The organism is Dyadobacter sandarakinus (genome assembly GCF_016894445.1).
GTDB classification, from domain to species: Bacteria; Bacteroidota; Bacteroidia; order Cytophagales; family Spirosomataceae; genus Dyadobacter; species Dyadobacter sandarakinus.
The window spans coordinates 3,322,671-3,346,639 of sequence record NZ_CP056775.1; the positions used below are offsets into that span (position 1 = coordinate 3,322,671).

Consider the following 23,969-nt stretch of genomic DNA (forward strand, 5'->3'; position numbering starts at 1 on the left):
TGCTATGTCCAGGCAACCTCTTGTTCTGATCGAGAGTCAGTTAAATGAACTCCGAAACGAATGGGAGTAAAATACCTCTGGGACACCAATACAGCTATATATTATCTGCAACAACAATTTCCTCCCGCTACTGAGGCATTAATTGATGATATTGTCGATCGATTCGAAATTGTTATATCTGTGATTACAGAAATTGAACTGTATTGTTGGAAAACCGCTTCACAACAAGATATTAATTTGATCCATCAATTTGTGAGTGACTGTACGGTTGTGGAACTTGAAAAAAATATCAAGCTAAAAACTGCCGATTTGCGTAAGTCCTGCCGGATCAAATTACCTGATGCTGTTATTGCTGCAACGGCATGTGTATATGGACTTACACTCCTTACTGCCAATGTTCGCGATTTCAGGTCCATAGAAAACTTACAGGTACTTAATCCATTTTTGATTTAGCGGCCTCAATTCCGCTCCATCGCGCGTTTTACCTCCTGGCGCAGGACCTTCATTTCCTGGTAAATGCCCTGTAAGCTTACATTTTGTGCATTGTCAGTAAGATCAAATGTAAACTTACTGCTGACTGCCCAGAGCTCCTGCACATCGTCACGGCTCACCCTTATCGGGTCATAGCCAAAGTTGAGCGAGATCAGATCTGCCGACAGTCCATCTTCCGTTTTATTGACCTTTTTAACCAGAATACTGTCCGCAGTTACCACCACGTATATCTGCTTGTTGTTGATATCCGACCAATCTTCCACGGCTTTTCCCACGATCCACTCGCCGGATTGCAGCACCGGCAACATGCTGTCACCATCCACCTGAAATCCGCGGAAGGAAGCATTCCGGTACTCAGGCAGAGGAATTGAAAACGCAGGCAGCTTCTCAAACCACTGAGCGTCGCCAATGTTGTGCGGGTAGCCCGCAGCTGCTTTCGCATTTACCAGTACAATGTTGTCCTTGCCAAGCTGATCCACGGTCACAACCCGGGGTTGTACAGGCACTTTGTCCATATTCAGGTACTTCTGACTACTGTCGCCGTAAAGCCAGAGCGGATTGATGTAATATCGCCTGAGCAGCTCTTTCACTACCTGCCCCGGTATCCTCGTCTTACCCCGCTCAATGTCCGCAGTCGTCGTGGAAATCCCGAGCTCCTCGGCAAAGGCCGCCTGCGTAAGGTTGAGTTCTTCCCTGATCTGCTTAAAACGTTTAAACTCCTGATCAACTGCCATAATTAAAAAAGAGGATTCATGCACTATTAATCAAAGGTAAAAACTTTTTTGGAGAAAATCCTTTTTTGATATGGAAATGATCCATAATTTTGGAATAAATCCAGTAATAGGCAAAAATTCCAAGCATGATGGACCGCACGATACTTCATATGGATCTTGATACATTCTTTGTATCGGTAGAACGCAAGCACAATGCAAGTCTCAAAGACAAACCTGTGCTTGTGGGCGGGACGGGCGACCGGGGTGTAGTGGCAGCATGCAGCTATGAAACGCGCAGATTTGGCGTACACTCGGGCATGTCCATGAAAATGGCGCGTGTGCTCTGTCCCGAGGCTACGGTCATCCGGGGAGATGCAGGTACTTATTCCCAGGAGTCAAAGGTGATTTCAGAGATCATACAGGAGGCGGTGCCGGTATTCGAAAAAGCCAGTATCGACGAGTTTTATGCCGACCTGACGGGAATGGACAAGTTTTACAGCAGCTACAAAATGGCGACGGAGCTGCGGGCGAAGATCAAAAACGAAAGCGGCCTGCCCATTTCGTTCGGGCTTTCGACCAGCAAAGTTGTTTCAAAAGTCGCGACAGGCGAAGCCAAACCGGACAATCACCGGCAAGTGGGTGTGGGAGAAGAAAAATCATTTCTGGCGCCCATGCTCATCCGGAAGATACCGATGGTAGGTGATAAAACCGACAAGATCCTGTACAATATGGGCGTAAAATACGTACGGACAATTCAGGATATGCCGGTGGAAATGCTGACGGAAGTGCTCGGAAAAAACGGGACTTTGCTCTGGAACCGGGCCAATGGTTTCGACAACTCCCCTATCATTCCGTTTCATGAACGCAAGTCAATATCCAATGAGCGCACTTTTGGCAAGGATACCGGCGATGTGAAAAGAATGCGCGAAATGATCCGTGCGATGGCTGAAAATCTGGCTTATCAGCTGCGGAATGGCAATAAGCTTACTTCCTGTGTATCCGTCAAGATCCGGTACTCGGATTTTAACACCTTTTCCCGCCAGTTGAAAATACCGTACACATCAGCGGATCACATGCTTATTCCCCAAACCGAGCGCCTGTTTGAACAACTTTACAACCGCAGGATGATGGTACGGCTCGTGGGTGTCAGTTTCAGCGATCTGGTGACCGGCAATTACCAAATCAACCTGTTTGATGATACTGCCGAGCTGATGAACCTTTACCAGGCCATGGATCATATCCGCAACAAATACGGCACCGACAAGCGTGGCAACTCCATTCTGAGCTGGGGTACCACGATTGATATCCCCAATATTGCCAGCATTGGAAACCCTTTCAATGGAGAGCCGCCTGTTGTTCCCGCGCACCGCAATACTTAGGAATCCGGCGGTCCAGTATCAATACTACCAGGCCGCATCCATTTTGTCAGCTTTGCACACGCCCCAAAGCGCTGTCGGCTGATGTAAGTACAAAGTTTGTTTTTACAAGAAATGCTACTCAACTGTCATTCGTTTTTCAGCCTTAGATTCGGGATTATACCTGAGGAAGAACTCCTCAGGATGAGCAGTGAGCAGGGATATGGCTGCATTGCCCTGACCGACATCAACAATACTTCCGGCTGCCTGAACTTCATCAGAACTGCGCCAAGGTATGGCGTGAGGCCTGTGGTCGGCATTGATTTCAGAAATGGGGTTCGGCAACAATTCGTCGGCATTGCCAAAAACAATGCAGGCTTCCAGGAGCTCAACATGTACCTGACTGAACACCTGCACCATAAAAAAGACTTTCCCGATAAAGCCCCTGCGCTTGAAAACGCATTCTTTATTTATCCTTTTGAAAAAATAAAACAACTTAAAAACAAACGTCTGGGCCTCAATGAATTTGTAGGAATATCGGTGGGCGACCTGGGTAAGCTGCAATTTTCAGGATTTTCCGCCAAAGAAGACAAGCTCGTGATTTTGCAACCAGTTACTTTCCGGCATAAAAGGGATTTTAACACGCATCGGCTGCTCCGGGCGATTAATGGAAATACAATCCTGAGCAAACTTCCGGTATCCGAAACTGCCGACGAGGCCGAGCAGATGATGCCTGCCCAGGTACTGGAATATCACTTTCGCAATACCGATTTCCTTATTCATAATACAAGGAAGCTCATGGAGCAATGCGAGGTGCGCTTTGGCTTCGGAGATGACCGCGAACACCAGAACCTGCGTGTATTTGGTAGAAGTCAGCAGGAGGATTTTGAAAAACTGAGGTCACTGAGCTACCAGGCGCTGGGCAATCGCTATGATCTGGTGACCGACGAAATCTTTGACAGGATCAGCAAGGAGCTGGACATGATCCGGCAACAGCAGTTTGTGCCTTTTTTCCTGGTCAACCACGATATCGTATCCTATGCCCTGCACAAAGGATTTTACTATGTAGGCCGAGGCAGCGGCGCTAACAGTATTATTGCATACCTGTTGCAGATTACCAATGTGGATCCCATTGAGCTGGATTTGTACTTTGAACGTTTTATCAATCTTCACCGCAAGAATCCGCCCGATTTCGACATTGATTTTTCATGGCGTGACCGGGAAGAGGTAACCCGATACATTTTCGACAGGTATGGTAAGAACGGCCAGGCAGCTTTGCTGGCTACCTACAATACTTTTCAGCATAGCGGTGCCGTGCGGGAGCTGGGGAAGGTCTTCGGATTGCCGCCGCATGAAATAGATGCATTGAGCGAAGGCAGGTATGATCCGCAAAAAGCTGATCAGCTTACCACGCTGGTACTGAAATATGCCAAGGAGTTAAAAGAAGTACCCAACCATCTGAGTGTGCACGCCGGGGGAATTTTGATCTCGGAAAAACCCATCACCTATTTTACAGCAACTGACCTGCCGCCCAAAGGTTTTCCGACCACACAGTTCGACATGGTCATTGCTGAGGATGTGGGGCTGAATAAATATGATATCCTGGCACAACGTGGCCTGGCAAAGATCAAGGAGACACTCGACATCATCCGGTACAACCGGCCGGAAGCCCCGTCCATTGATATTGATGATGTTAAAAAGTTTAAAACAGATCCGGCGATCAACAACCTGATCAGAAATGCGCAATGCATTGGGTGTTTTTATGTAGAGTCACCAGCCATGCGTATGCTGCTCAAAAAACTGGAAGTTGACAATTACCTGGGTCTTGTTGCAGCGAGCTCTATCATACGGCCTGGTGTAGCCAAGAGTGGCATGATGCGGGAGTACATTCTCCGGCATCGTCACCCCGAGCGGCGCAATGAAGCCCATCCGGTTCTCCTGAACCTGATGCAGGATACTTATGGCATTATGGTGTACCAGGAAGATGTAATCAAGGTGGCGCATTACTTTGCCGGGCTGGACCTGGGAGAGGCAGATGTGATCCGCCGGGGCATGAGCGGGAAGTTCAGAGGGCGGGAGGAGTTCGAGCGGGTTAAACGAAAGTATTTTGAAAACTGCCGCGCCAAAGGCTATGAAACCAAGACTGCTGAGGCTATATGGACGCAGATTGCCAGCTTTGCGGGCTATGCTTTTGCAAAAGGGCACTCGGCCTCCTACGCAGTGGAAAGCTACCAAACGCTTTTCCTGAAAGCCTATTTTCCATTGGAATTCATGGTGGCGGTACTGAATAATGGTGGAGGTTTTTACGGAACTGAACTTTACATCCACGAGGCACAAATGCACGGTGGAAACGTACTGGCTCCCTGCGTAAACCATAGCCGTGCGGAGGCTACCATTGAAGGTGCGGACATTTACATCGGCATGCAGTTCCTGAGCGGATTAGAAGAAAAAATAATAACAAACATTATTCAGGAGCGGGAAGCTAATGGTATGTTCAAGTCCCTGAACGACTTTCTCGACCGGGTTACCATTACCGTTGAGCAGCTCACGATACTGATCCGGATCAATGCATTCCGGTTTACGGGAATTGATAAAAAGGCATTACTCTGGAAGGCGCATTTCAGGCTGAGCAAATCGCCTGCGAAGTTGCCTCAAAAACAACTTTTTAAATCCGAAGTAAAGGAGTACAAGCTGCCGACCTTACATACGTCGGCAATTGATGAGGCGTATGATCAGATCGAACTACTTGGGTTTCCTTTGTGTAGTCCTTTCGAGCTGCTCAAATATCCACTACCCCGCAGCATTATGTCCAGAGACCTGCACAAGTATGTGGGCCGGGAAGTGGTGATGTACGGGTATCTGGTAGCGATCAAAAATACCCGCACATCTCAGGGCAGTCATATGCAATTCGGCACTTTCCTTGACCAGGAAGGTCAGTTCATCGACACCGTCCACTTCCCCCAAGTCGCCGGCAAATTTAAGTTCGCCGGTAAAGGTGTCTTTCGCATTCATGGCGTGGTAGTGGAAGAGTTTGACTTTTTGACGGTGGAGGTGAGGGATGTGGTGAGGATGGATTCGGCTAGTCGGTAAAATTACCTTCTCATCACTAACCTTCCTGTAAAACCAGATAATTCAGCATTGGTTTGTAACAATTGATATGAAGGAGTTTGGGGATTACCTGAATATGTGAATTTAAGATACACTTGATCTCCAGCACTTAGAGACACATCTGTCGCAATATTTAATGTACAGCCAAGAGTAATTGGAGCATTAGTAGAATAGCTAGATGCAAGATTCTTTTCAACTCCGCCACTGTTTTTGACAAGGATAAGCCCGGAACTTGCATTTCCTTGATCAGAATTTTGATCAAAGTAGCTATACACGTGAGCGCTAAAATGATAGATTCCTGATACTGGAACTATGAAAGTACTGTGTGGATTACCATCAGCTTCATTATAATTATTGCCTACGTCGTAAAATTCGATAGCAAAAGGTATTTTGGTATTCGAGTTAATTGTCATCTTTTCGCTGCCTCCATTTACTATTCCACCGGCCCTGAATGCAATTTCACCCTCCCACTTCGCATTTCCCTGCGCATCGCTCGTCAGCACTTTCCCTAATCCCGGAGATTGGCCGGGGCCGGCAATTTTGAGTCCGCCTGCTACCTCCAATGCATTGCCTAAGATGCTGTATGCCCGGATGGTAGTTGAATTTTGCTTGTAGTTTTCAAGATTGAAAAGCACATCTTCGGAACCACCGTGGTAGTAGGGGTAAGTCAGTTCACCAACACGCTTCCAGACGGGTCCGTTAGACAAACCTGAATTATAGAAAAAACCTTTACCTCCCAAATTGTTGCCCATGTGATACACCAGCAAGCCATGTGCTGGCGCCGGGATCGTGAACTGATCGATCAGACTTTGCAACTGAACTTGGGGAATCAATATCCCTTTGTCACTGGCTTTGATCTCAAGGGCTGCGCTGGGATCGGGCGTGGTGGTGTTGATTCCAACGCCCTGGGCAAAAACTTGTGAAGCAGATGCAGTAATTGCCAGGGCTACGGCACAAAAACAAGTGCGGACGACATTGGATAAGCTGCATTTTGTAAAGCTCATTTCACGAAATTTCATAGTATAAAGTAAATAGTGTGAAACAGAAAACTTGTAGCGCCTCACTGGCGTATCATCAGCTTACCCGTAAAAAATGTTGGATTTTGCAACGTGATAAACTTTTGGGCAGCCGTGTGTCGTATTGTTATAAAAACCTGATCGTTGGCTTCCAGTAAGGCGTCTGTTGCCATTGTAAGTGATCCGTCATTATTATCGTGTACGATCTCGCCAAGTTTTGTGACAACACCGGCCCGGAGCCGTCTTACCTCCATGACAACCAGAGCAGAAACATCAACGCTGGAAGTCCAGCTTACACCTACATTGAAATTATAGATTCCTTTTACCGGTGCTACAAATGCACTTTGAGGTGTACCTGTGGAATTGCTGTAATTACCAGTCAAGTCGTACTCCTCCGTGGAAAAAGGAATTTTCTCTTCCAGTGGCAAACCGCCAAAAAGCTTTTCACTTCCGCTCACAATTCCGCTGGCGCGAAACGCCACTGCTCCTTCCCAGGTTGCATTTCCCTGTACGTCACTGGTAAGCTCCTTGCCAAGGGCAGGCGCGCTGCTACCGCCGGTTAGTCTGACTTTCCCATACGAATCAAGTGCATACCCCTGCACGCTGTAAGTATGTAATGCATTCGATGCCGCACCCTTTGCATTTTCTAGTGACACCATGATGTCTTCAGCCCCTGTTTTAACAAATGGCAGACGTAATTCGGATACACTTCGCCAAGCGGGACTTGCCGGTGTCCCGCTGTTGAAGTAGAAGCCAGTTTTTGCATACATTGCCGAATTTGTATTGTACAATAACAAGCCGGTAGCCGGAGCGATTACAGTTGTTTTGTCACTACGATCGAGCAAAGCAATTCGAGGGATCAGGACACCAGCTGATGAACCTTGTACATCCAGCGCTGCGCTTGGATTTGGAGTGGTTGTATTTATGCCTGTGCCCTGGGCCATTGTATATGTACACGATAGCTTTATGATGACAAGGCAAATACCGAGCAATATTGTTTTTCTGGTTATCATAATTGAAAACCTAATATTTTAATGGTGTGTTTTGATTTTGGTTAAACGACTTCAGACGTCAGCTTTTAAAGACTATTGTTTCACCATAAGTCGTCCGGAAAAAAAGACGGGGTCCTGCAAATAGATGTATTTCTGACTTGCAGTATGCAGAATTACAACATACACCTGATCATTCGCATTGAGCATAGCATCTGCAGACAAAGTCACTCCGTAATTGCCGATACTACCAACGGTAGTTGCCAAAACAGTTGTAACTCCAGCCCTCGATCTTATCAGGGAAACCCTTGCTTTCTGATCAGCAATATCTATATCATAGCTCCATGAAGCACCCACATCAAAATGATATACTCCCTTCACAGGTGCATTGAAAGTACTGTGCGGCTGCTGTCCGACGATGTTGTAGTTATTACCCAAATCATACTCCTGAGTAGCAAAAGGAATTTTTGCTTCTGCACTTCCCATCTTTTCACTTCCCCCAAGAACCGGCCCGCTGGCCCGGAAGGCAACTCCTCCCTCCCACGTGGCATTGCCGGCTGCATCACTTGTTAGTACCTTTCCGAGGCCGGGCGACTGACCGTTTCCTGCCAGCTTCAGTTTACCTTCGGTAGTTAACGCATACCCTTGTACGTTGGAAAGATGCAGCGTGGATGAATTTGTGTTGTTTGAATAATTCTGAAGATCAATCATCACATCTTCTGCACCAGTAGCTACGTAGGGCAGTTTCAAATCGGCCAGACTACGCCAGGATGGTGCTTGCGGTGTACCTTCGTTGTAGTAGAATCCTGGGCCTGCGGACATCGTGGGAGCCGCGGTAAAACTGTAAACCAGCAAACTTGTCGCTGGATTAATGATGGTAGTGTTATCGTTTTTTGACTTCAGCACCACCCGTGGCAGCAATACACCCCGCTGCGGGTCTTTGATGTCCAAAGCTGCGCTTGGATCGGGTGTGGTGGTGTTAATGCCAATGCTCTGAGCCAGTAAACCTTCTGAAAACAGGCTGAAAGCAAAGAATAGTGCGGGTAATGTTGTTTTTTTCATCGTACGGGAAGAATGATTTTTTTCGGATTGTACGAATATGGAAATCCTGCTTTATATCTCAGCGCTGGAATGATCTCCCGGCTAAAGAGAACGAGCCTGCGGTAATTGCTTGCGGCGACCCGGGTGATTTTGTTACCTTGCTTTTACAATCAGAGCAACTTTTCTCAAATTTTCATCCACTTATTTTCAAGCCTGCCACTTTATGAAGACACAACTTGCCTGGCTGCTCATGACCGCCTTCTCTGTTTATGCATGCCAGAAAAAGCCGGCTTCCACTGACAAGCCAGAAACAGGCAATGCGCCTGCAGATACAACGGATCAATGTTTTGCCTACAAAAACAATAAGGACTCGGCGGCACTGCACCTGCAAGTCGCGGGCCATATTGCCACCGGAGAACTAAGCTATTTCCTTTTTGAAAAAGACAGCAACAAAGGCGAAATCCGGGGCGAAGTGCATGGCGATACCCTGTTTGCCAGGTACACTTTTGCATCCGAAGGAACCCAGTCTGTGCGGGAAGTGGTATTTCTGAAAACGGGCGGAGAATGGACCGAGGGTTTCGGGGACATGCAGGAAAAAGCAGGCACGCTCGTATTTACGGATCGTTCCAAGATCCGGTTTCAGGATGGATTGCGTTTCAAGGAAACCAGCTGCCCCTGAAATAACCTTTTGTAAAGGCAAGTTTTACCTCTAAATTTCGTTTTTCCCGAACTTTACCAAACCGAAAACCTGAAATGAAAAAGACGCTTGTGTCTTTATGCCTGGCACTCCTGGCTTTTACTTACAATACTTTTGCTCAGCCACTTGCGTCTCAGAAAGTCCCGCTTGATCCGGCTGTGAAAACCGGGAAACTCAAAAACGGGATTACCTACTATATCCGCAAAAACAATGAGCCCAAGAACCGTGCGGAACTCAGGCTCGCAGTGAAGGCGGGATCAGTGCTCGAAAACAATGCACAGCAGGGACTGGCGCACTTTATGGAGCATATGAACTTCAATGGCACGACCAATTTCCCGAAGAACGAGCTCGTCAATTTTCTGCAGAAAACGGGGGTACGCTTTGGTGCCGACCTGAATGCATATACGGGTTTTGATGAAACGGTGTACATGCTTCCTATCCCGACCGATTCGGCCGGACTGCTGGAAAAAGGTATTCAGGTACTGGAAGACTGGGCTCACGGTGCCCTGCTCGACTCAGCCGAAGTGGAAAAAGAGCGGGGCGTGGTACTGGAAGAATCCCGCATGGGACGGGGTGCACAGCAACGCATGCGTGACCGGTACCTGAAAGTGATCCTCAACAATTCGAGGTATGCAGAGCGATTGCCGATTGGAAAGGACAGCATTCTTAAGGCATTTAAACCTGCTACCCTGAAATCCTTTTACCACGACTGGTACCGGCCCGACCTGATGGCGGTGATAGCTGTGGGTGACTTTGATGTGACCAAAGTAGAGCAGATCATCAAAGATAAATTCAGCTCGATCACTCCTCCGGTTAATCCAAAGAAACGGGTGAAGTACGACATCCCGCTGGACGGAAGCACGCGCATAGCAATTGTAACAGATCCGGAATATCCGCAGAATGTGATTCAGCTTATTTACAAGCAGCCGGGCAAAAAAGAGAAAACCCTGCAGGACGTCCGCAGCAATTTTGCGCTGGAATTTTACAATGCCATGATGGGCCAGCGTATGCAGGAGCTGACACAAAAAGCTGATCCGCCGTTTTTGTATGGCGGCAGCCAGTACGGCGAGTTCCTGGGTGACCTGGATTCCTATACTTCCATCGCATTGGCCAAAGATACACCCGGCATGAAAACAGCCCTGACGGCGCTGCTCGAAGAAAATGCACGCGTACAGAAATTCGGATTCACCCAGCCCGAGCTGGACCGGGCCAAGAAGGACTTTTTGAATTCCATTGAGCAATTTTATAAGGAAAAAGACAAAATGCGGTCAGCAAACCACGTACAGGAGTACCTCAACCACTTCCTGCATGATAAGCCTTACATGGGTGCCGAAGCCTATTATTTGTTTGTAAAAAAACACCTTGACGAGGTTAAACTGGCGGAAGTGAACGGACTGGCTAAGCAATATATTACCGACAAAAACCGGGCTGTGATTGTGATGGGTCCTGAAAAAAATAAGCAGGAGCTCCCTACTGAGGCCGAAATCAAATCCCTGCTGAAAACTGCGGGCAAGGACGTGACCGCCTACGTTGACGACGCGCTCGACACGCCCCTGCTCGCCACCGAACCAAAGGCGGGTAAGATCGTCAGTGAAAAACCGCTGGCCAAACTGGGTGTCACCGAGCTGGTGCTGTCCAATGGCGTACGTGTGCTGCTGAAACCTACTGAGTATAAAAACGATGAAATCCTGATCAAGGCTACCGCAAAAGGAGGCTACTCCCTGTACCCCGACGAGCGTGAGACAGGTATTTTCAGTAGCTACCTTGTGCAAATGGGCGGCGTAGGTCCTTATTCCCAGACACAATTGCAGAAATTCCTGGCCGGCAAAACCGTCGGTGGCGGACCGTTTATCAGCGAGCTTTCGGAAGGTGTGGCAGGTAATACAAGCCCCAAAGACCTGGAAACCACCATGCAGCTAATCTACGCGATTTTTACAGAACCGCGCAAAGACGAGCAGGTTGCCAAAGGAATCCTTACCAATCAGAAGTCCTACCTGGAAAATCTGCAAAAAACATTGACCCCGGAGAAAGTATTTTCAGATTCGCTGAATGCGATCCTGACGAGCTACAATCCAAGCCGCGCGCCGCTGACTCCCGAGAGCATTGACAAGGTAAGTCTGGACCGTGCGATGCAGATGTACCAGGACCGCTTTGCCGATGCATCCGATTTTGTATTTACGATTGTCGGCGCCTTCAAACCGGAGCAGATCAAACCATTGATCGAAAAGTACATAGCCAGCCTGCCTTCAACAGACCGGGACGATACTTTCAAACATCCCAATATTTTTCCGCCCAAGGGACGCATTGAAAAAACGATTTATAAAGGCCTTGAACCCAAAAGCCGGGTAAGTCTGATTTCGAGCGGAGAGTATGAGTACAGCCCGGAAAATAACATTCAGATTGAGGCTTTGCAGGAAGTTGTTCAGATCAAGCTCATTGAGGCGCTGCGCGAGGAAGAGAGCGGGGTGTATGGAGTAAGTGTTTCGGAGGGTACTGAAAAATATCCAAGCGGGCATTACCGGCTAAACATCGGATTCGGATGTGCGCCTGAGAATGTAGACAAGCTCGTCAAACGTACCGAAGAAGAGATCAGGAAGATCAAGCAGAATGGCGCCGACCCGAAGGACATTGAGAAATTTGTAGCCGAAACGCGCCGCAAGCTCGAAACTGCTGAAAAAACCAACAGTTTCTGGCTTGACTATCTGGACGATAATACTTTCCTCGGCGATGACCTGGACGAAATCTTCCGTGAGGAAGAGCTGCTCAAATCCATTACCGTGGAAAGCACAAAGGCGGCAGCAAAGAAGTATTTCAATGATGACAACTTTATCAAAGTTGTACTGATGCCGGAAAAAAAATAGATGTTCAGGGTTCCGGAGTAACTTCCGGACCCTGATTTCTGAATTTCATGATCAGTTCGGTTTTCAGGTCAAAAAGGCTTTTTTCGAGTCCTACCGGGTAAGTATGCGGGTTAACGAACCGTTTGATACCCTTATGAAAATGTGCAAGCTGGTCCTGCACCCTTTTCCGGGTATCATGGATGGAAGGAAGTGAATAAATCAGCTCTCCGTCAGCAAAAACAGGCACCAGCAAATCCTCATAATGCTGCGTTTCCGGAAAAGACCGGTTGCGGGTAAAATCATACGGATCAACCATCGTCGACTTGCCCACCAGCGGCGTTCCGATGTCGAAGATCATATCGGAAACAAAATCCTTTCCATCGCGAAAGCGCCTTACCTGCTGGATTCCGGGTGTCGACACTTTGATCGCCTGTTCCGAAAGTTTGAGTTTATATGACCACCCGGCATTTTCATTGCGAATGGCGGCGAGCTTGTACACGCCTCCCAGCGCCGGCTGGTCGTAGGCGGTGACCAACTTGGTACCCACACCCCAGACATCGATTCTGGCTCCCTGGTTTTTCAAACTTGCCATAATATGCTCATCCAGATCATTGCTGGCGACAATGCTGGTATTTTGAAAACCAGCTGCATCCAGCATCTTACGCGCCTCAATGCTGAGGTAGGCCAAGTCTCCCGAGTCGAGCCGTATACCGCCCAGCTCGTACCCGCGCTCCCGCAGCTTTTTACCCGTCTCAATCGCATGCTGAACTCCTGCAAGCGAGTCGTAGGTATCCACCAGTAAAGTTACATTATTGGGCAAATGCGCCGCGTACGTATCAAATGCTTCCTGCTCGGTGTCAAAAGACATGACCCAGCTGTGTGCGTGGGTACCTTTTACGGGAATGCCATACACTTTTCCTGCCAGGATGTTCGAGGTTGCATCAAACCCACCAATGTACGCAGCACGGCTGGCGGTTACGCCTCCGTCCGGTCCCTGGGCACGCCTGAGCCCGAACTCGAGCAGCGTATCATCACCGGCAACTTGCCGCATGCGCGCAGCTTTGGTGGCAATGAGAGATTGAAAGTTGACCAGATTGAGCAATGGTGTTTCCAGGAGCTGACATTGCAAAATAGGTCCCTGCACACGCAGCAGCGGCTGATTAGGAAATACCACGGTACCTTCGGGCGTGGCATCAATGCTGCATTTCAGTTCCAGCTTTCTCAGGTACTCAAGAAATGCAGGGTCGAAAAGACGCTTTCCGTCGCTGCCCGTCATAGTGCCGACATAGGCAAGGTCCTCTTCATTGAACCGGTACTCGCGGATATAGTCGATAACACTATTAAGCCCGCAGGCTATCGTAAATCCACCCTGAAAAGGATGCTTGCGGAAGTACAGGTTAAAAACAGCTTCCTGCTCGGCTTTGCCCGATTTCCAGTATCCATATGCCATGGTAAGTTGGTAAAGGTCTGTCAGCAGGCTCAGTGAAGTATCGTACAGTTGATTGATCATGGGGCTATTTTACTTTCAAAATTCTAATTAACCAAAATCCCGCGCCTGAGCAGAAGCAGGCCGGGAAAACGCCTTGAATGAAAGGAATTACCATAACAATCATTCCCGCCAAAGTGCATTACACCCGAACGACCGGGTACCAGCATCGGTAAATAAAAAAGGCTGACCTTCGCAGATCAGCCTTTCCAATACCATTTTTATTATTTTCAAATTGCCTCCAAAATCCGCTCTATCGCAACCTGGTAGCCAATTTTCTCTTTAAGCTCACTGATAGCAACACGCTCCTGCTCCATGGAATCGCGGTGACGGATTGTGACAGTATCGTCTTCCATGGTCTGGTAATCCACTGCAATGCAGAAGGGCGTCCCAATCAGATCCTGACGCGTATACCGTTTCCCGATTGCCGCTCCATCGTCATAAACGGTACGGAAAGAAGATTTCAGCGCATTCGCAATGCCTTCTGCTTTTTCGGCCAGACCATCTTTTTTAACCAATGGAAGTACCGCTGCCTTAAATGGCGCCAGTGCAGGGTGCAGTTTCAGGTAAGTACGCTCCTTTTGCGCTTCACCTTCACCCACCGTCTCTACCGTATAGGCATTGCAGAAAGCCGCGAGGAAAAGCCGGTCGGCTCCGACGGATGTTTCCAACACGTAAGGAATATAATTTCCGTAAGGCTTGCCATTTTCATCCAGATCTGAATCAAAATACTGCTGCTTTTTCTTTGATAGCTCCTGGTGATTGCGCAAGTCGAAATCGGTGCGGGAGTGGATCCCTTCCATTTCGCGGAAGCCGAATGGAAACTGGAATTCGATATCTACGGCTGCATTTGCATAATGCGCTAACTTTTCGTGATCGTGAAATTTCAGCTTTTCGGCGGGCAGTCCGATGGCCTTGTGGAACTTCATACGCGCCTCTTTCCACTTTTCGTACCACTCCATTTCAGTACCGGGGCGAATGAAAAACTGCATTTCCATTTGTTCAAATTCCCGCATGCGGAAGGTAAACTGGCGCGCGACAATCTCGTTTCTGAATGCTTTCCCGATCTGGGCTATGCCAAAAGGAACCTTCATCCTTCCGCTTTTCTGTACGTTCAGGAAATTGACGAATATCCCCTGGGCAGTTTCGGGACGCAGGTAAATGAGGTTGGACTCTTCGGCCACGGAACCTACCTGTGTACTGAACATCAGGTTGAACTGGCGTACTTCCGTCCAGTTGGTTGTGCCGGACACCGGACATTTGATATTTTCTGCAATAATCAGCTCGCGCACGCCATTCAGATCCTCCGCGCTGAGCAGGCGGCCCATTTCAGCCAGCAATGCCTGTGCTTTTTCAGGCTGACCTTCGGCTTCATACTGCTCGGCTTTACCTTCCAGCAGCTGGTCGGCGCGGTAGCGCTTTTTGGAATCCTTATTGTCGATCATCGGGTCATTGAACCCGTCGACGTGGCCCGAGGCTTTCCAGGTAAGCGGGTGCATAAAGATGGCAGCATCAATCCCCACGATGTTGTCGTGCAGCTGCGTCATCGCTTTCCACCAGGCCGCTTTCAGGTTATTTTTCAGTTCGACGCCATTCTGACCGTAGTCGTACACGGCTTGCAGACCGTCGTAAATTTCAGAGGAAGGAAATACAAAACCGTATTCTTTGGCATGTCCTACAATGTCTTGCAAGGAAGCAGCAGGTGTTTGGCTCATTATATTTTTAATCAAAAAAGAAAAAACGAACTTCTGTTATCAATGGGGGCAAAATTAGGGATTTTGACGGCAATGCGTCCGCTGGATGCCAAAATTTGCAGACATCCCCGAACTGGCTGCCCGGGTGCCTGCCGGCAGGCTGTACATGATGTCCGGTTATGGACAGCAAAGCGCTACATCCAGCATCGTAACACATTGATATACAAGTAAAAATAAGCCTGGCACGTATGTTTTTACCAGTTACAGCGACATAACATTCCCAAACCTGACTTTTTTAGACATCCTGTATATGCTGCTGAATTACCTGAAAATTGCTTTTCGCAACTTCCGCAAACAAAAGTTGTTCAGCGGTCTTAATGTACTCGGCCTGGGCATAGGGATGGCTGCGGTATGGCTGATGGTCCTCTACGTGGTCGATGAGCTGAGTTATGATAGGTTCCATGAAAAATCCGAACGTATTTACCGGATTGCGCATTCGGCCGGGTGGGATGGCGGCAGTTTCAGGGTTGCAGTGACCTCGGCTCCATTTGCGCCGGCAATCCGGAATGACTACCCCGAAGTGGAAAAAACCGTCCGGATCAATGCCGAAGGCGGCGGGCTGGTGACGGCAGGCGAAAAGAAGATTGAGGCAAATGACATTTACTTCACCGATCCTTCTGTTTTTGACGTCTTTACATTTCCTTTTTTATACGGAGACAAAAAGACCGCCCTCAATCAGCCGCAGCAGATAGTACTCACCCGCACACTGGCCGAAAAGTTGTTTGGTGATGCCTCCCGCGCGCTGGGCCAGACTGTCTTTTTCAGCAACCACTTTCCCAACAAGGTATCGGGCGTGATCGCGGATGTACCCGCTAACTCGCATCTGAATTTCAGCGCACTCCGGTCACTGCCCACAAACTACACCGCAGGCTGGCAGCAGTTTGAATTATATACCTACCTGCTGTTAAAAGAGGGTACCGATGCCGGGAAGTTTGAAAAGAAACTACAGGGCTTTTTTCCAAAGTACCTGAAAGACAAGCTGGGCGATATCAAATACAGCATGGAACTGCAGCCGCTGACCTCCATTCACCTGCATTCCCATTACGACTACGAAATCGGCCCGAACGGAAACATCAATACCATTTACGTCTTTTCAGTCATCGCAGCCCTGATCCTGATCATTGCGTGTATCAACTATGTGAACCTGTACACTGCGCACTCCCTCAAACGTATCCGCGAAGTGGGTGTACGTAAAGCGGTGGGTTCGAGGCGCTCGCAGCTGGTCGGCCAGTTCCTGACTGAGTCCCTGGTGATGACTGTACTGGCCGGGCTGGCCGGCTTTGTACTGGTAGTGGTTGCCCTGCCGTTTTTTAACCAGCTTGCCGAAAAATCGCTGACGATCGAGTACCGCAACACTGCGGTATCTGCATGCATTGCTGCCTCATTTGTAATGCTGATTGGTCTGATAAGCGGCTTCTACCCGGCTGCCCTATTCTCGGGCTACCGGCCTGTGATTGCATTAAAAGGACAAACCGGCAACCAGGCCGGCAACATGGGCTTCCGCAAGTCGCTTGTCGTTTTTCAGTTTGCAGCCACCGTGGTGATGATTGCCTGTGCAGGCATCGTGTACCGGCAGATGCATTATGTGAACCATAAAGATCTGGGCTTCAACAAAGAACAGGTACTCATTTTTCACATCGATAAGGACGAAGTGCGGACGCGCGTGAAGGCACTGAAAGAGCAGCTTATGCAAAACCCGCATATTGCCGGGGCAGCAGCGTCGAGCAATCCTTTGGGAACCAACAGTATAGGCTCGGGCGGCATGTTTATCGAAAAGGAAAACGGCGAAATGCCCACATTTACGCAGGTAATCCAGAAATATGCGGTGGACCATGATTACCTGAAAACCATGCAGATCGGACTCGTACAGGGAAGGAATTTTTATGCAAACTCCCGCGCAGATATGACGGGCTCCGTGCTGGTGAATGAATCGTTCGTCAAAAAACAGGGCTGGAAAACGGCATTGGGCAAAAAGGTGCGCTTTTTTTCAGGCAACGAAGGTCAGACGCGGGAAGCCAGGGTAATTGGGGTGGTGCACGACTTTCATACGTATTCACTGCAGCATAAGATTGAGCCGCTGGCATTGATCATGCCTGAGCCGGCCGATCAGGACAACATATACGTTCGTGTCAATCCGGGAAATACCAGGGAAGCACTCGCAGCTATTGAAGGTATTTACAAAACGTTTGATCCTGAGGCCAGGCTTGACTTTCATTTTCTGGACGAAAGTTTTGCCCGGCAGTACCGGGCCGAGGAGCGGCAGGGAAATGTACTGCTGACCTTCGCGGTGCTGGCTGTGGTCATTGCTTGTCTGGGTTTGTTTGGTCTGGCTGCTTTTACGGCAGAATCGCGTACCAAGGAGATTGGTGTCAGGAAAGTATTGGGTGCCAGCGTGCAGAGCGTGGTATTGCTGCTATCCAAAGACTTTATCGTGCTTGTACTTGCAGCCATTGTAATTGGCACGCCGGTGGCTGTTTACGCCATGCAGGAGTGGCTTAAAAACTTCGAATATCGTGAGACACTGGCCTGGTGGGTGTTTGCCTCAGCGGGCTTGCTGGCCATCATCATTGCCCTGGCTACCGTGAGCTTCCATGCATTGAAAACTGCATTGCAAAATCCGGTGGATAGTTTGCGGTCAGAATGACGATTAAGGCCTTAAAATCTCGAACAGGAAGAGATTCTCATCATCGGCAAATGCTTGTATGGCTTCAAATCTATGCAGCAGTATTTCCGCAATCCGGATTGTAGAAGCATTTCCAATGCGCAGCCAAATCAATTTTGGCGGCGGGCCCCATTACATTTAACAACCTGACAAAATCATCGTCACAAGTAATAACTGCATTAAAAGCATTTTCACGTCCAAACATGAAAATGGCCTGATCATCAGCATTGATCAGGCCAAAATCACAGATATGGTAAATTTCAGGATATGCTGGAAGTAAAAGAGGAATAATGCGGTAGGATATATTTTGATCAACGAGAAGCTTCATGCTGCAACATCATACAGCGTTCTTTTCTGCTGATTTGCTGAAAATTCCAGTGCAACCAAAACATCCTCTTTGGTCAGTTCTGGAAAGTCAAGTACGATATCGTCAACAGACATACCAGAAGCCAGCCACCTCAGCACATCTTCAACCGTAATACGCATCCCACGAATGCAGGGCTTACCGCTCCGCTTTCCGTCTTCAATGGTAATCACACTTTTATAGATATACATAGTAGCTGCTGGTTTTTACAAAAATAACTATTTACAACAAAACTTTCCGCAGATCACATTCAGTTCACATCGCCATTTGTATTGACGTTATAAATGGGTCTTCTTAATCAAGTCCAATCTTGTAAAGTTTGTAACCATAGCTACTGATACCTTAGTTAAAGGACAGTATCAAAGGCAGGTTATGGATTTCCGTTTGTAATGATGTTAATGAATGATTTGCTTTTTACAAGCAGGCTGTCTTTGCTTTGTAGATCTTCACTTGAATAAAGGTCATTGAATGTAATCTTCTCGGATACTAACCTGGCCAGTACTCCTTCGTCAACGTTCATAAACTGGTTCCCCCATCCACTACCCGGATCTCCGCAAACGGTCAGCAATTTCAGGGAAGGCGAAAAACTCAGGATAAATCTGCTATGCTTTGAGATGACCTCGTAATACCCCCTATCCTTTTTACTGGTAAGATAATGCTCATAAAGCCTCGATACCGCTTCCCGACGATGACCTTCAATGTCTTTACCATTCAAGTATAAGGTAGCGACTTCCGGATTCTGCGGTTCTTTGCAGGTGATCAGGAAAGTGATAAATAGAGCAACCAGCAGCAGGCTGAGCTTCTTCATAACAATGTATTTACCAAAGAGACTTTTAACCATCGGCATTATAAATCTACATGAGCCAGGGATTGTAACTGACCATACAGGATTATCATCCTTCTGACTTCAATCCGGAGGTGGATTTGCTCAAATGTATTTTCGAATTCGGATATATTGGAAGGGTGCAGTACTCCAATTAGTGGCCGACGGTACAGCAATATTCTGCGGATAAAATTGATGAGTTTCGATGAAAGAAGGTAAAAAACTTACTACCTCGTGCCACAAAAGAGGACAGTCCACACCAGAGATAAGGTGTGAATTAACCAATGCAGGTTTGAAAATATGCAGGAGCGAAATAAGGTGATTTCTGGCCGGGCGACCTTCTCAGCTTAGCTGCTTATTTGGCTGAGTAAAGCTATAAACTCTTCCAGCTTTAATACTTTCAGTTTTGGAAAGTCCAGTAACCCAAATATGTCAAAATCTTTGTCATTACTAATCAAATAGTCGCATCCACAACTGATAGCCAGGTCCGCAAATTTGTTGTCATCCGGATCTCCGGTTATCAGGTTCCAGCGAAAAGCAGGCTCTGCAAAAACAACGTTGCCGGCTATCGCAAGTTGATGCAATACTAAATGTGCAGTTTTGGAAGAATATGTGGCCGAGAGAATCTCTTCATACTCAAAAAGGATCTCATTACTGACATACCATTGAAACTTCCCACCGATAAAGCCGAGGTATAACTGGTAAAATGGACTTTTGGGTGGAATTGAGGCGCGTAAACAATTAGTATCAACAACTACGCGAATCATTTGACAGCAAACTGATCGTCTGAAAGCATTTTACGATAGTCCTCTGTTGAATACTGTTTGTGTTTTTCAACTTCGCTGAGTTCCGATTTTAACGCTTTGTCAAAATAGTCCAGAAGCATGCTGCGTACTTCAAGCGTTTCATGCTCAGTAATTCCCTGATTAAATAACCTGAGAATACTGATCTGGATATCAGTTAACGTTTCCGGCTGAGGGGTTTTGCCTTGGATCGGTAGCATGTGCATGATTTGATGTTGGTTGTACCTGATCAAAAATAAACATTTTTCTCAGCTCAGCCGCACCGAAAACAGATCTTTGGAGCGCAGGTAGATCAGCGAAACCACAAGGATCGTCACCACGCCGCCGATCATCACCGAAGGCACGGTACCGAATGCTTTGGCCATCACCCCGGACTCGAAAGCACCCAGTTCGTTGGACGAGCTGACGAAAATGCCATTCACGGCCGCTACTCTGCCCCGCATTTCGTCCGGCGGATAAATCAGCAAAATTGTTTGGCGCACAATAACACTGATGCTGTCAAATACACCGGTCAGAAACAATGCCGCGCAGGAAAGCAGGAAGCTGGTCGAAAGGGCGAAGACGATGGTAAATACACCAAATCCGGCTACTGCTACAAGCATATTACGCCAGGCATTGTGCGTGGGAGGATAGTACGCCATCGCAAACATCGTCAGCAGCGAACCGATTGAAGGTGCTGCGCGGAGCAAACCCAGTCCCTCCGGCCCTACTTTCAGGATATCCTCGGCAAATACAGGCAGCAGCGCCACGACGCCCCCAAACAGAACCGAAAACAAGTCGAGCGAAATAGCATAAAGTACAATACGCGTCTTGAACACAAACCGGAACCCTTCTTTGAGGCTCTCTATCAGCGGTGTTGAGATTTTGGTAATCTCCGGGCGGGTTTTGATCATACCCAGCAAAATCCAGCAGATCACAAAACTCGCAATCACCACCAGCAAAGTATGGGTAAGACCAATAAATGCATATAAAAAGCCCGCAATGGCCGGGCCGGTAATCGAGCCCGCCTGCCAGAATGAGCTGCTCCATGTAGACGAATTGTGGTAGATCGCCCGCGGTACCAGGTAAGGTTTCAGAGAGCTCGACGCCGGGGAGTAAAAGCCTTTGGCAAAACCGATCAATGCAAAAACCGAATAAATGATGATCAGATGCTGCAATTGCGTCAGCTGGTTGTAAATGCCGGGCTGGAAGGCAAAATACAAGATCACAGAGCCCAGCAGGATGACCACCAGACTGATGTGCATGACAGTAATCTTGTTCTTTTGGTCGGCAATGTAACCTCCAAAAAGTGAGGTAATTACAAAAGGTACTACTTCCGCCAGGCCAATAAGCCCCAGTGCGAGCGGATCGTGTGTCATTTTGTATAACTCATAGCCCACAATTACCTCCTGAATCAGGATGGTGGCGGAAAAAAGAAAAGTATTGGATATAAAAAAACGGAAGTCGGAATAGCGTAACGCTGCGTAGGGATCTTTTTCGCTGACTGTTTTCAATGCATTGTACGTGGTGTTCACACGGGTAACACGCTTTCAAAGGTTTTATGTTCTGCTTTTATCAAAATTTTCATGTTTTCAGGTCAGCATTTCCGCGCATTCCGCAGCATGGCCGGCTACGTCCGCCAGCGTACACGTTTGTACGATATTGAACGTAAAACATAAGCCCATTTAAAATAAACTACTATAAATCAAGCCATTAAATATGTGGCAGGGAATTTTAAATCTTACCTGGCAGAAGAGATCGGGACCAGCACCTTGTTTTTGCAGCCGGTTGTCATTAATTATAAACCCGAAATCTTAAATCCCAATTTATGATCAGATTAGAAAAAATATCCAAGTATTACCCTGCCGGATTCGGCAAGACTTACGTGCTCCGGCATATCGACCTGGAAATCAAGGAAGGCGAGTTTGTTTCAATTATGGGACCTTCGGGTTCGGGCAAGTCTACCTTACTGCATATTCTCGGGCTGCTTGAAGAGCCGTCGGAAGGTGAGTATTTTTTTCTGGACGAGCCTGTGCAAAAGCTTTCTGAAAAGAAGCGCACCGAGCTGCACCGTCACCACATCGGCTTTGTGTTTCAGGCTTATCACCTGATCGACGAGCTGACGGTGTATGAAAACATCGAGACTCCCCTGCTTTATAAAGGTACCGGCTCCTCGGAGCGTAAAAGCCGTGTAGCCGAGCTGCTCGACCGCTTCAACATGGTTGCCAAAAAAGACCTTTTCCCGCACCAGCTGTCGGGCGGTCAGCAGCAGCTGGTAGGCGTAGCCAGGGCGATTGTACACAATCCGAAGGTGATTTTTGCCGATGAACCTACCGGTAACCTGCATTCAGAGCAGGCGATAGAAATCATGGAACTGTTTCAAAAACTCAACCGGGAAGACAAGGTGACCATTGTACAGGTAACCCACTCGGAGCTCAATGCGGGATACGGCAACCGCGTTGTTCGCCTCAAAGATGGCTGGCTCGCCTAAGTCCTCTCCCACCCGAAAGCATTTAATCTGTTAGTCATGAAAAATTTACTACTCCTTTTCTGCCTCCTGCCACTCTGTACTTCCGCCCAGAAGGTGCTTGGCCTGGCGGAATGCTTTGAACTGCTGACCAAAAACAACCTGACCTACCAGCAGGGCAATTTGCAGGCAGAAGCCGCTCAGGCGCAGCTCCGCCAGACCAGGTCACAGATTTTCCCGCAAATCTATATCAGTGCCAATCAGAGCGTGAACCTGGGACGCAGCATCGACCAGTATACCAATGCGTATATAGACCAGGTTTACAATTACAGCTCGTTGAGTACCGGTTTGCAGGTACCGGTTTTCCAGGGTTTTAAACTGCAAAACCAAATCCGCCAGTACGTGCTGCTGAAAGAATCAGCCATGGAAAACCGTACGGCCGTACTGAATGCGCAAACTGTGTTGTTGATGCAGGGATACGTGAATGTACTGGCCACCAACGCATTGCTGCTGGCAGCCGGAGAACAGGTAGCCTCTTCCAAACAGCAGGTTGAAAGGGTTGAAAAACAGCTCAATGCAGGTGTAGTCGGCACCAATGTGCTGTACGAGATCAAGGCGCAGCTGGCCAATGACAAGTACAATGAGGTAACTGCGCTCAACAACTACCGGACAGCCAGGCTGGCATTGTTTCAGCGGATCAACATCGCACCCGACGACAGCATTGTTTTTGAAGGCTTGTCCGATAAGAACCTGGCCATGCCTTCCTATGATGCCCGTCAGATTTACGACGAAGCCCAAAAGTCTTTCCCGGAGCTGAAAAGCGCGGAACTGTACCGTCAAAGTTTTTCTTACCAGGTTAAATCCATCAAGGCCAACAATTATCCGTCCCTGGTACTGGGCGGTAATCTCGGGGCATTTTATGCCTCTACCAACAACAACCTCGACTATTTCAAGCAGCTGAATGCGACCCGGAACGGCTCGCTGAGCCTGGGTCTCAACATCCCGATCATGGGACGCTGGGTAACCCGGCCGCGTGTTGAGCTTGCCAAGGTGCAGGAACGACTGGCGCAAAATACGCTGGATGTAACCAGCCAATTGCTCCGCCAGGCGATTGAAGTGGCCGTACTCAACCTCAGCGCCATGTCTGATAAATACATGGCCGCCCAGGGACAGGTTGAATCGCTTGATGCTGCGTTTAAGGTGGTGGAAAGCAAGCTCAATGCAGGCATCGCCAATACTTTTGAGTATACCGTGGCCAAAGCCAACCTGGCCCAGGCACAGGCCAATGCCATTGAAGCGAAGTACGGATTTCTGATGCAGCAAAAGTTACTACAATACTACCGCCAGGGCAATTTCAATGGCGTGCTATAAAATATAAGC

Annotated in this window: 21 protein-coding genes and 1 pseudogene; 8 read left to right on the top strand and 14 right to left on the bottom strand. The window is 48.1% G+C overall.

Features of this window, described 5'->3' with window-relative positions; all coding sequences use genetic code 11:
- Window positions 1-60: 60 nt before the first annotated feature.
- Complete coding sequence (locus tag HWI92_RS13380) at window positions 61-453, top strand: type II toxin-antitoxin system VapC family toxin (RefSeq protein ID WP_204655876.1); 393 nt, start codon at window positions 61-63, stop codon at window positions 451-453.
- A gap of 5 nt (window positions 454-458) precedes the next feature.
- Here HWI92_RS13380 and HWI92_RS13385 read toward each other — a convergent pair whose 3' ends face one another.
- A complete protein-coding gene (locus tag HWI92_RS13385) occupies window positions 459-1,226 on the bottom strand; it encodes a LexA family transcriptional regulator (RefSeq protein ID WP_204655878.1) in 768 nt (255 codons plus the stop codon).
- Between the two features lie 128 nt (window positions 1,227-1,354).
- On the opposite strand from HWI92_RS13385, the gene dinB reads away from it, so the two are divergent.
- Both dinB and HWI92_RS13395 read left to right on the top strand, forming a co-directional pair.
- The gene (gene dinB / locus HWI92_RS13390) at window positions 1,355-2,584 is read left to right on the top strand and encodes a DNA polymerase IV (RefSeq protein ID WP_204664542.1); all 1,230 of its coding nucleotides are present in this window, start codon (window positions 1,355-1,357) and stop codon (window positions 2,582-2,584) included.
- Window positions 2,585-2,695: 111 nt separating this feature from the next.
- Entirely contained in the window at window positions 2,696-5,650 is a 2,955-nt protein-coding gene (locus HWI92_RS13395; RefSeq protein ID WP_204655880.1) for a DNA polymerase III subunit alpha, read from the top strand.
- A gap of 2 nt (window positions 5,651-5,652) precedes the next feature.
- Here HWI92_RS13395 and HWI92_RS13400 read toward each other — a convergent pair whose 3' ends face one another.
- The 4 genes and pseudogenes from HWI92_RS13400 to HWI92_RS13410 form a co-directional block, all read right to left on the bottom strand.
- Entirely contained in the window at window positions 5,653-6,687 is a 1,035-nt protein-coding gene (locus HWI92_RS13400; RefSeq protein ID WP_204655882.1) for a phage tail-like protein, read from the bottom strand.
- A gap of 41 nt (window positions 6,688-6,728) precedes the next feature.
- On the bottom strand, window positions 6,729-7,343 hold the full coding sequence (locus HWI92_RS13405; protein ID WP_204655884.1) for a C1q-like domain-containing protein: 615 nt from the start codon (window positions 7,341-7,343) through the stop codon (window positions 6,729-6,731).
- Window positions 7,344-7,397: 54 nt separating this feature from the next.
- Window positions 7,398-7,697: pseudogene (locus tag HWI92_RS25720) on the bottom strand (phage tail-like protein); the annotation flags it as partial.
- Window positions 7,698-7,769: 72 nt separating this feature from the next.
- The gene (locus HWI92_RS13410; protein ID WP_204655886.1) at window positions 7,770-8,735 is read right to left on the bottom strand and encodes a phage tail-like protein; all 966 of its coding nucleotides are present in this window, start codon (window positions 8,733-8,735) and stop codon (window positions 7,770-7,772) included.
- 202 nt (window positions 8,736-8,937) lie between these two features.
- On the opposite strand from HWI92_RS13410, the gene HWI92_RS13415 reads away from it, so the two are divergent.
- Both HWI92_RS13415 and HWI92_RS13420 read left to right on the top strand, forming a co-directional pair.
- Complete coding sequence (locus tag HWI92_RS13415) at window positions 8,938-9,393, top strand: hypothetical protein (RefSeq protein ID WP_204655888.1); 456 nt, start codon at window positions 8,938-8,940, stop codon at window positions 9,391-9,393.
- 74 nt (window positions 9,394-9,467) lie between these two features.
- A complete protein-coding gene (locus HWI92_RS13420; protein ID WP_204655890.1) occupies window positions 9,468-12,272 on the top strand; it encodes a M16 family metallopeptidase in 2,805 nt (934 codons plus the stop codon).
- A gap of 4 nt (window positions 12,273-12,276) precedes the next feature.
- Here HWI92_RS13420 and HWI92_RS13425 read toward each other — a convergent pair whose 3' ends face one another.
- Complete coding sequence (locus HWI92_RS13425) at window positions 12,277-13,761, bottom strand: nicotinate phosphoribosyltransferase (protein ID WP_204655892.1); 1,485 nt, start codon at window positions 13,759-13,761, stop codon at window positions 12,277-12,279.
- A gap of 206 nt (window positions 13,762-13,967) precedes the next feature.
- On the bottom strand, window positions 13,968-15,452 hold the full coding sequence (locus tag HWI92_RS13430) for a glycine--tRNA ligase (RefSeq protein WP_204655894.1): 1,485 nt from the start codon (window positions 15,450-15,452) through the stop codon (window positions 13,968-13,970).
- Window positions 15,453-15,741: 289 nt separating this feature from the next.
- Between HWI92_RS13430 and HWI92_RS13435 the strand changes: the two genes are divergently transcribed.
- Window positions 15,742-18,135 carry an ABC transporter permease gene (locus tag HWI92_RS13435; RefSeq protein WP_204655896.1) on the top strand — a complete coding sequence of 798 codons (2,394 nt, stop codon included), beginning with the start codon at window positions 15,742-15,744 and terminating at the stop codon, window positions 18,133-18,135.
- Window positions 18,136-18,138: 3 nt separating this feature from the next.
- On the opposite strand, the gene HWI92_RS25635 is transcribed toward HWI92_RS13435, so the two are convergent.
- The 7 genes from HWI92_RS25635 to HWI92_RS13465 all read right to left on the bottom strand — a co-directional run bounded on the left by HWI92_RS25635 (window position 18,139) and on the right by HWI92_RS13465 (window position 21,636).
- Entirely contained in the window at window positions 18,139-18,267 is a 129-nt protein-coding gene (locus HWI92_RS25635) for a hypothetical protein (RefSeq protein WP_374757874.1), read from the bottom strand.
- Window positions 18,206-18,481 (bottom strand): DUF5615 family PIN-like protein, encoded by a 276-nt coding sequence (locus HWI92_RS13440; protein WP_204655898.1) that lies wholly within the window; start codon window positions 18,479-18,481, stop codon window positions 18,206-18,208. Before HWI92_RS13440 ends, HWI92_RS25635 begins: the two co-directional genes overlap by 62 nt.
- The gene (locus tag HWI92_RS13445) at window positions 18,478-18,708 is read right to left on the bottom strand and encodes a DUF433 domain-containing protein (RefSeq protein WP_204655900.1); all 231 of its coding nucleotides are present in this window, start codon (window positions 18,706-18,708) and stop codon (window positions 18,478-18,480) included. Before HWI92_RS13445 ends, HWI92_RS13440 begins: the two co-directional genes overlap by 4 nt.
- A 179-nt stretch (window positions 18,709-18,887) precedes the next feature.
- The gene (locus HWI92_RS13450) at window positions 18,888-19,325 is read right to left on the bottom strand and encodes a hypothetical protein (protein WP_204655902.1); all 438 of its coding nucleotides are present in this window, start codon (window positions 19,323-19,325) and stop codon (window positions 18,888-18,890) included.
- A 362-nt stretch (window positions 19,326-19,687) separates the two neighbouring features.
- Entirely contained in the window at window positions 19,688-20,107 is a 420-nt protein-coding gene (locus HWI92_RS13455) for a putative toxin-antitoxin system toxin component, PIN family (RefSeq protein WP_204655904.1), read from the bottom strand.
- Window positions 20,104-20,376: a DUF8507 family protein gene (locus tag HWI92_RS13460; RefSeq protein WP_204655906.1), complete on the bottom strand. Its 273-nt coding sequence runs from the start codon at window positions 20,374-20,376 to the stop codon at window positions 20,104-20,106. Before HWI92_RS13460 ends, HWI92_RS13455 begins: the two co-directional genes overlap by 4 nt.
- 15 nt (window positions 20,377-20,391) lie before the next feature.
- A complete protein-coding gene (locus tag HWI92_RS13465) occupies window positions 20,392-21,636 on the bottom strand; it encodes an MFS transporter (protein WP_204664544.1) in 1,245 nt (414 codons plus the stop codon).
- Between the two features lie 314 nt (window positions 21,637-21,950).
- Here HWI92_RS13465 and HWI92_RS13470 point away from each other — a divergent pair, with 314 nt between their 5' ends.
- Window positions 21,951-22,613 (top strand): ABC transporter ATP-binding protein, encoded by a 663-nt coding sequence (locus tag HWI92_RS13470; protein WP_204655908.1) that lies wholly within the window; start codon window positions 21,951-21,953, stop codon window positions 22,611-22,613.
- 36 nt (window positions 22,614-22,649) lie between these two features.
- Window positions 22,650-23,960, top strand: coding sequence for a TolC family protein (locus HWI92_RS13475; protein ID WP_204655910.1), 1,311 nt, complete (start codon window positions 22,650-22,652; stop codon window positions 23,958-23,960).
- The last annotated feature ends 9 nt before the right edge of the window (window positions 23,961-23,969 follow it).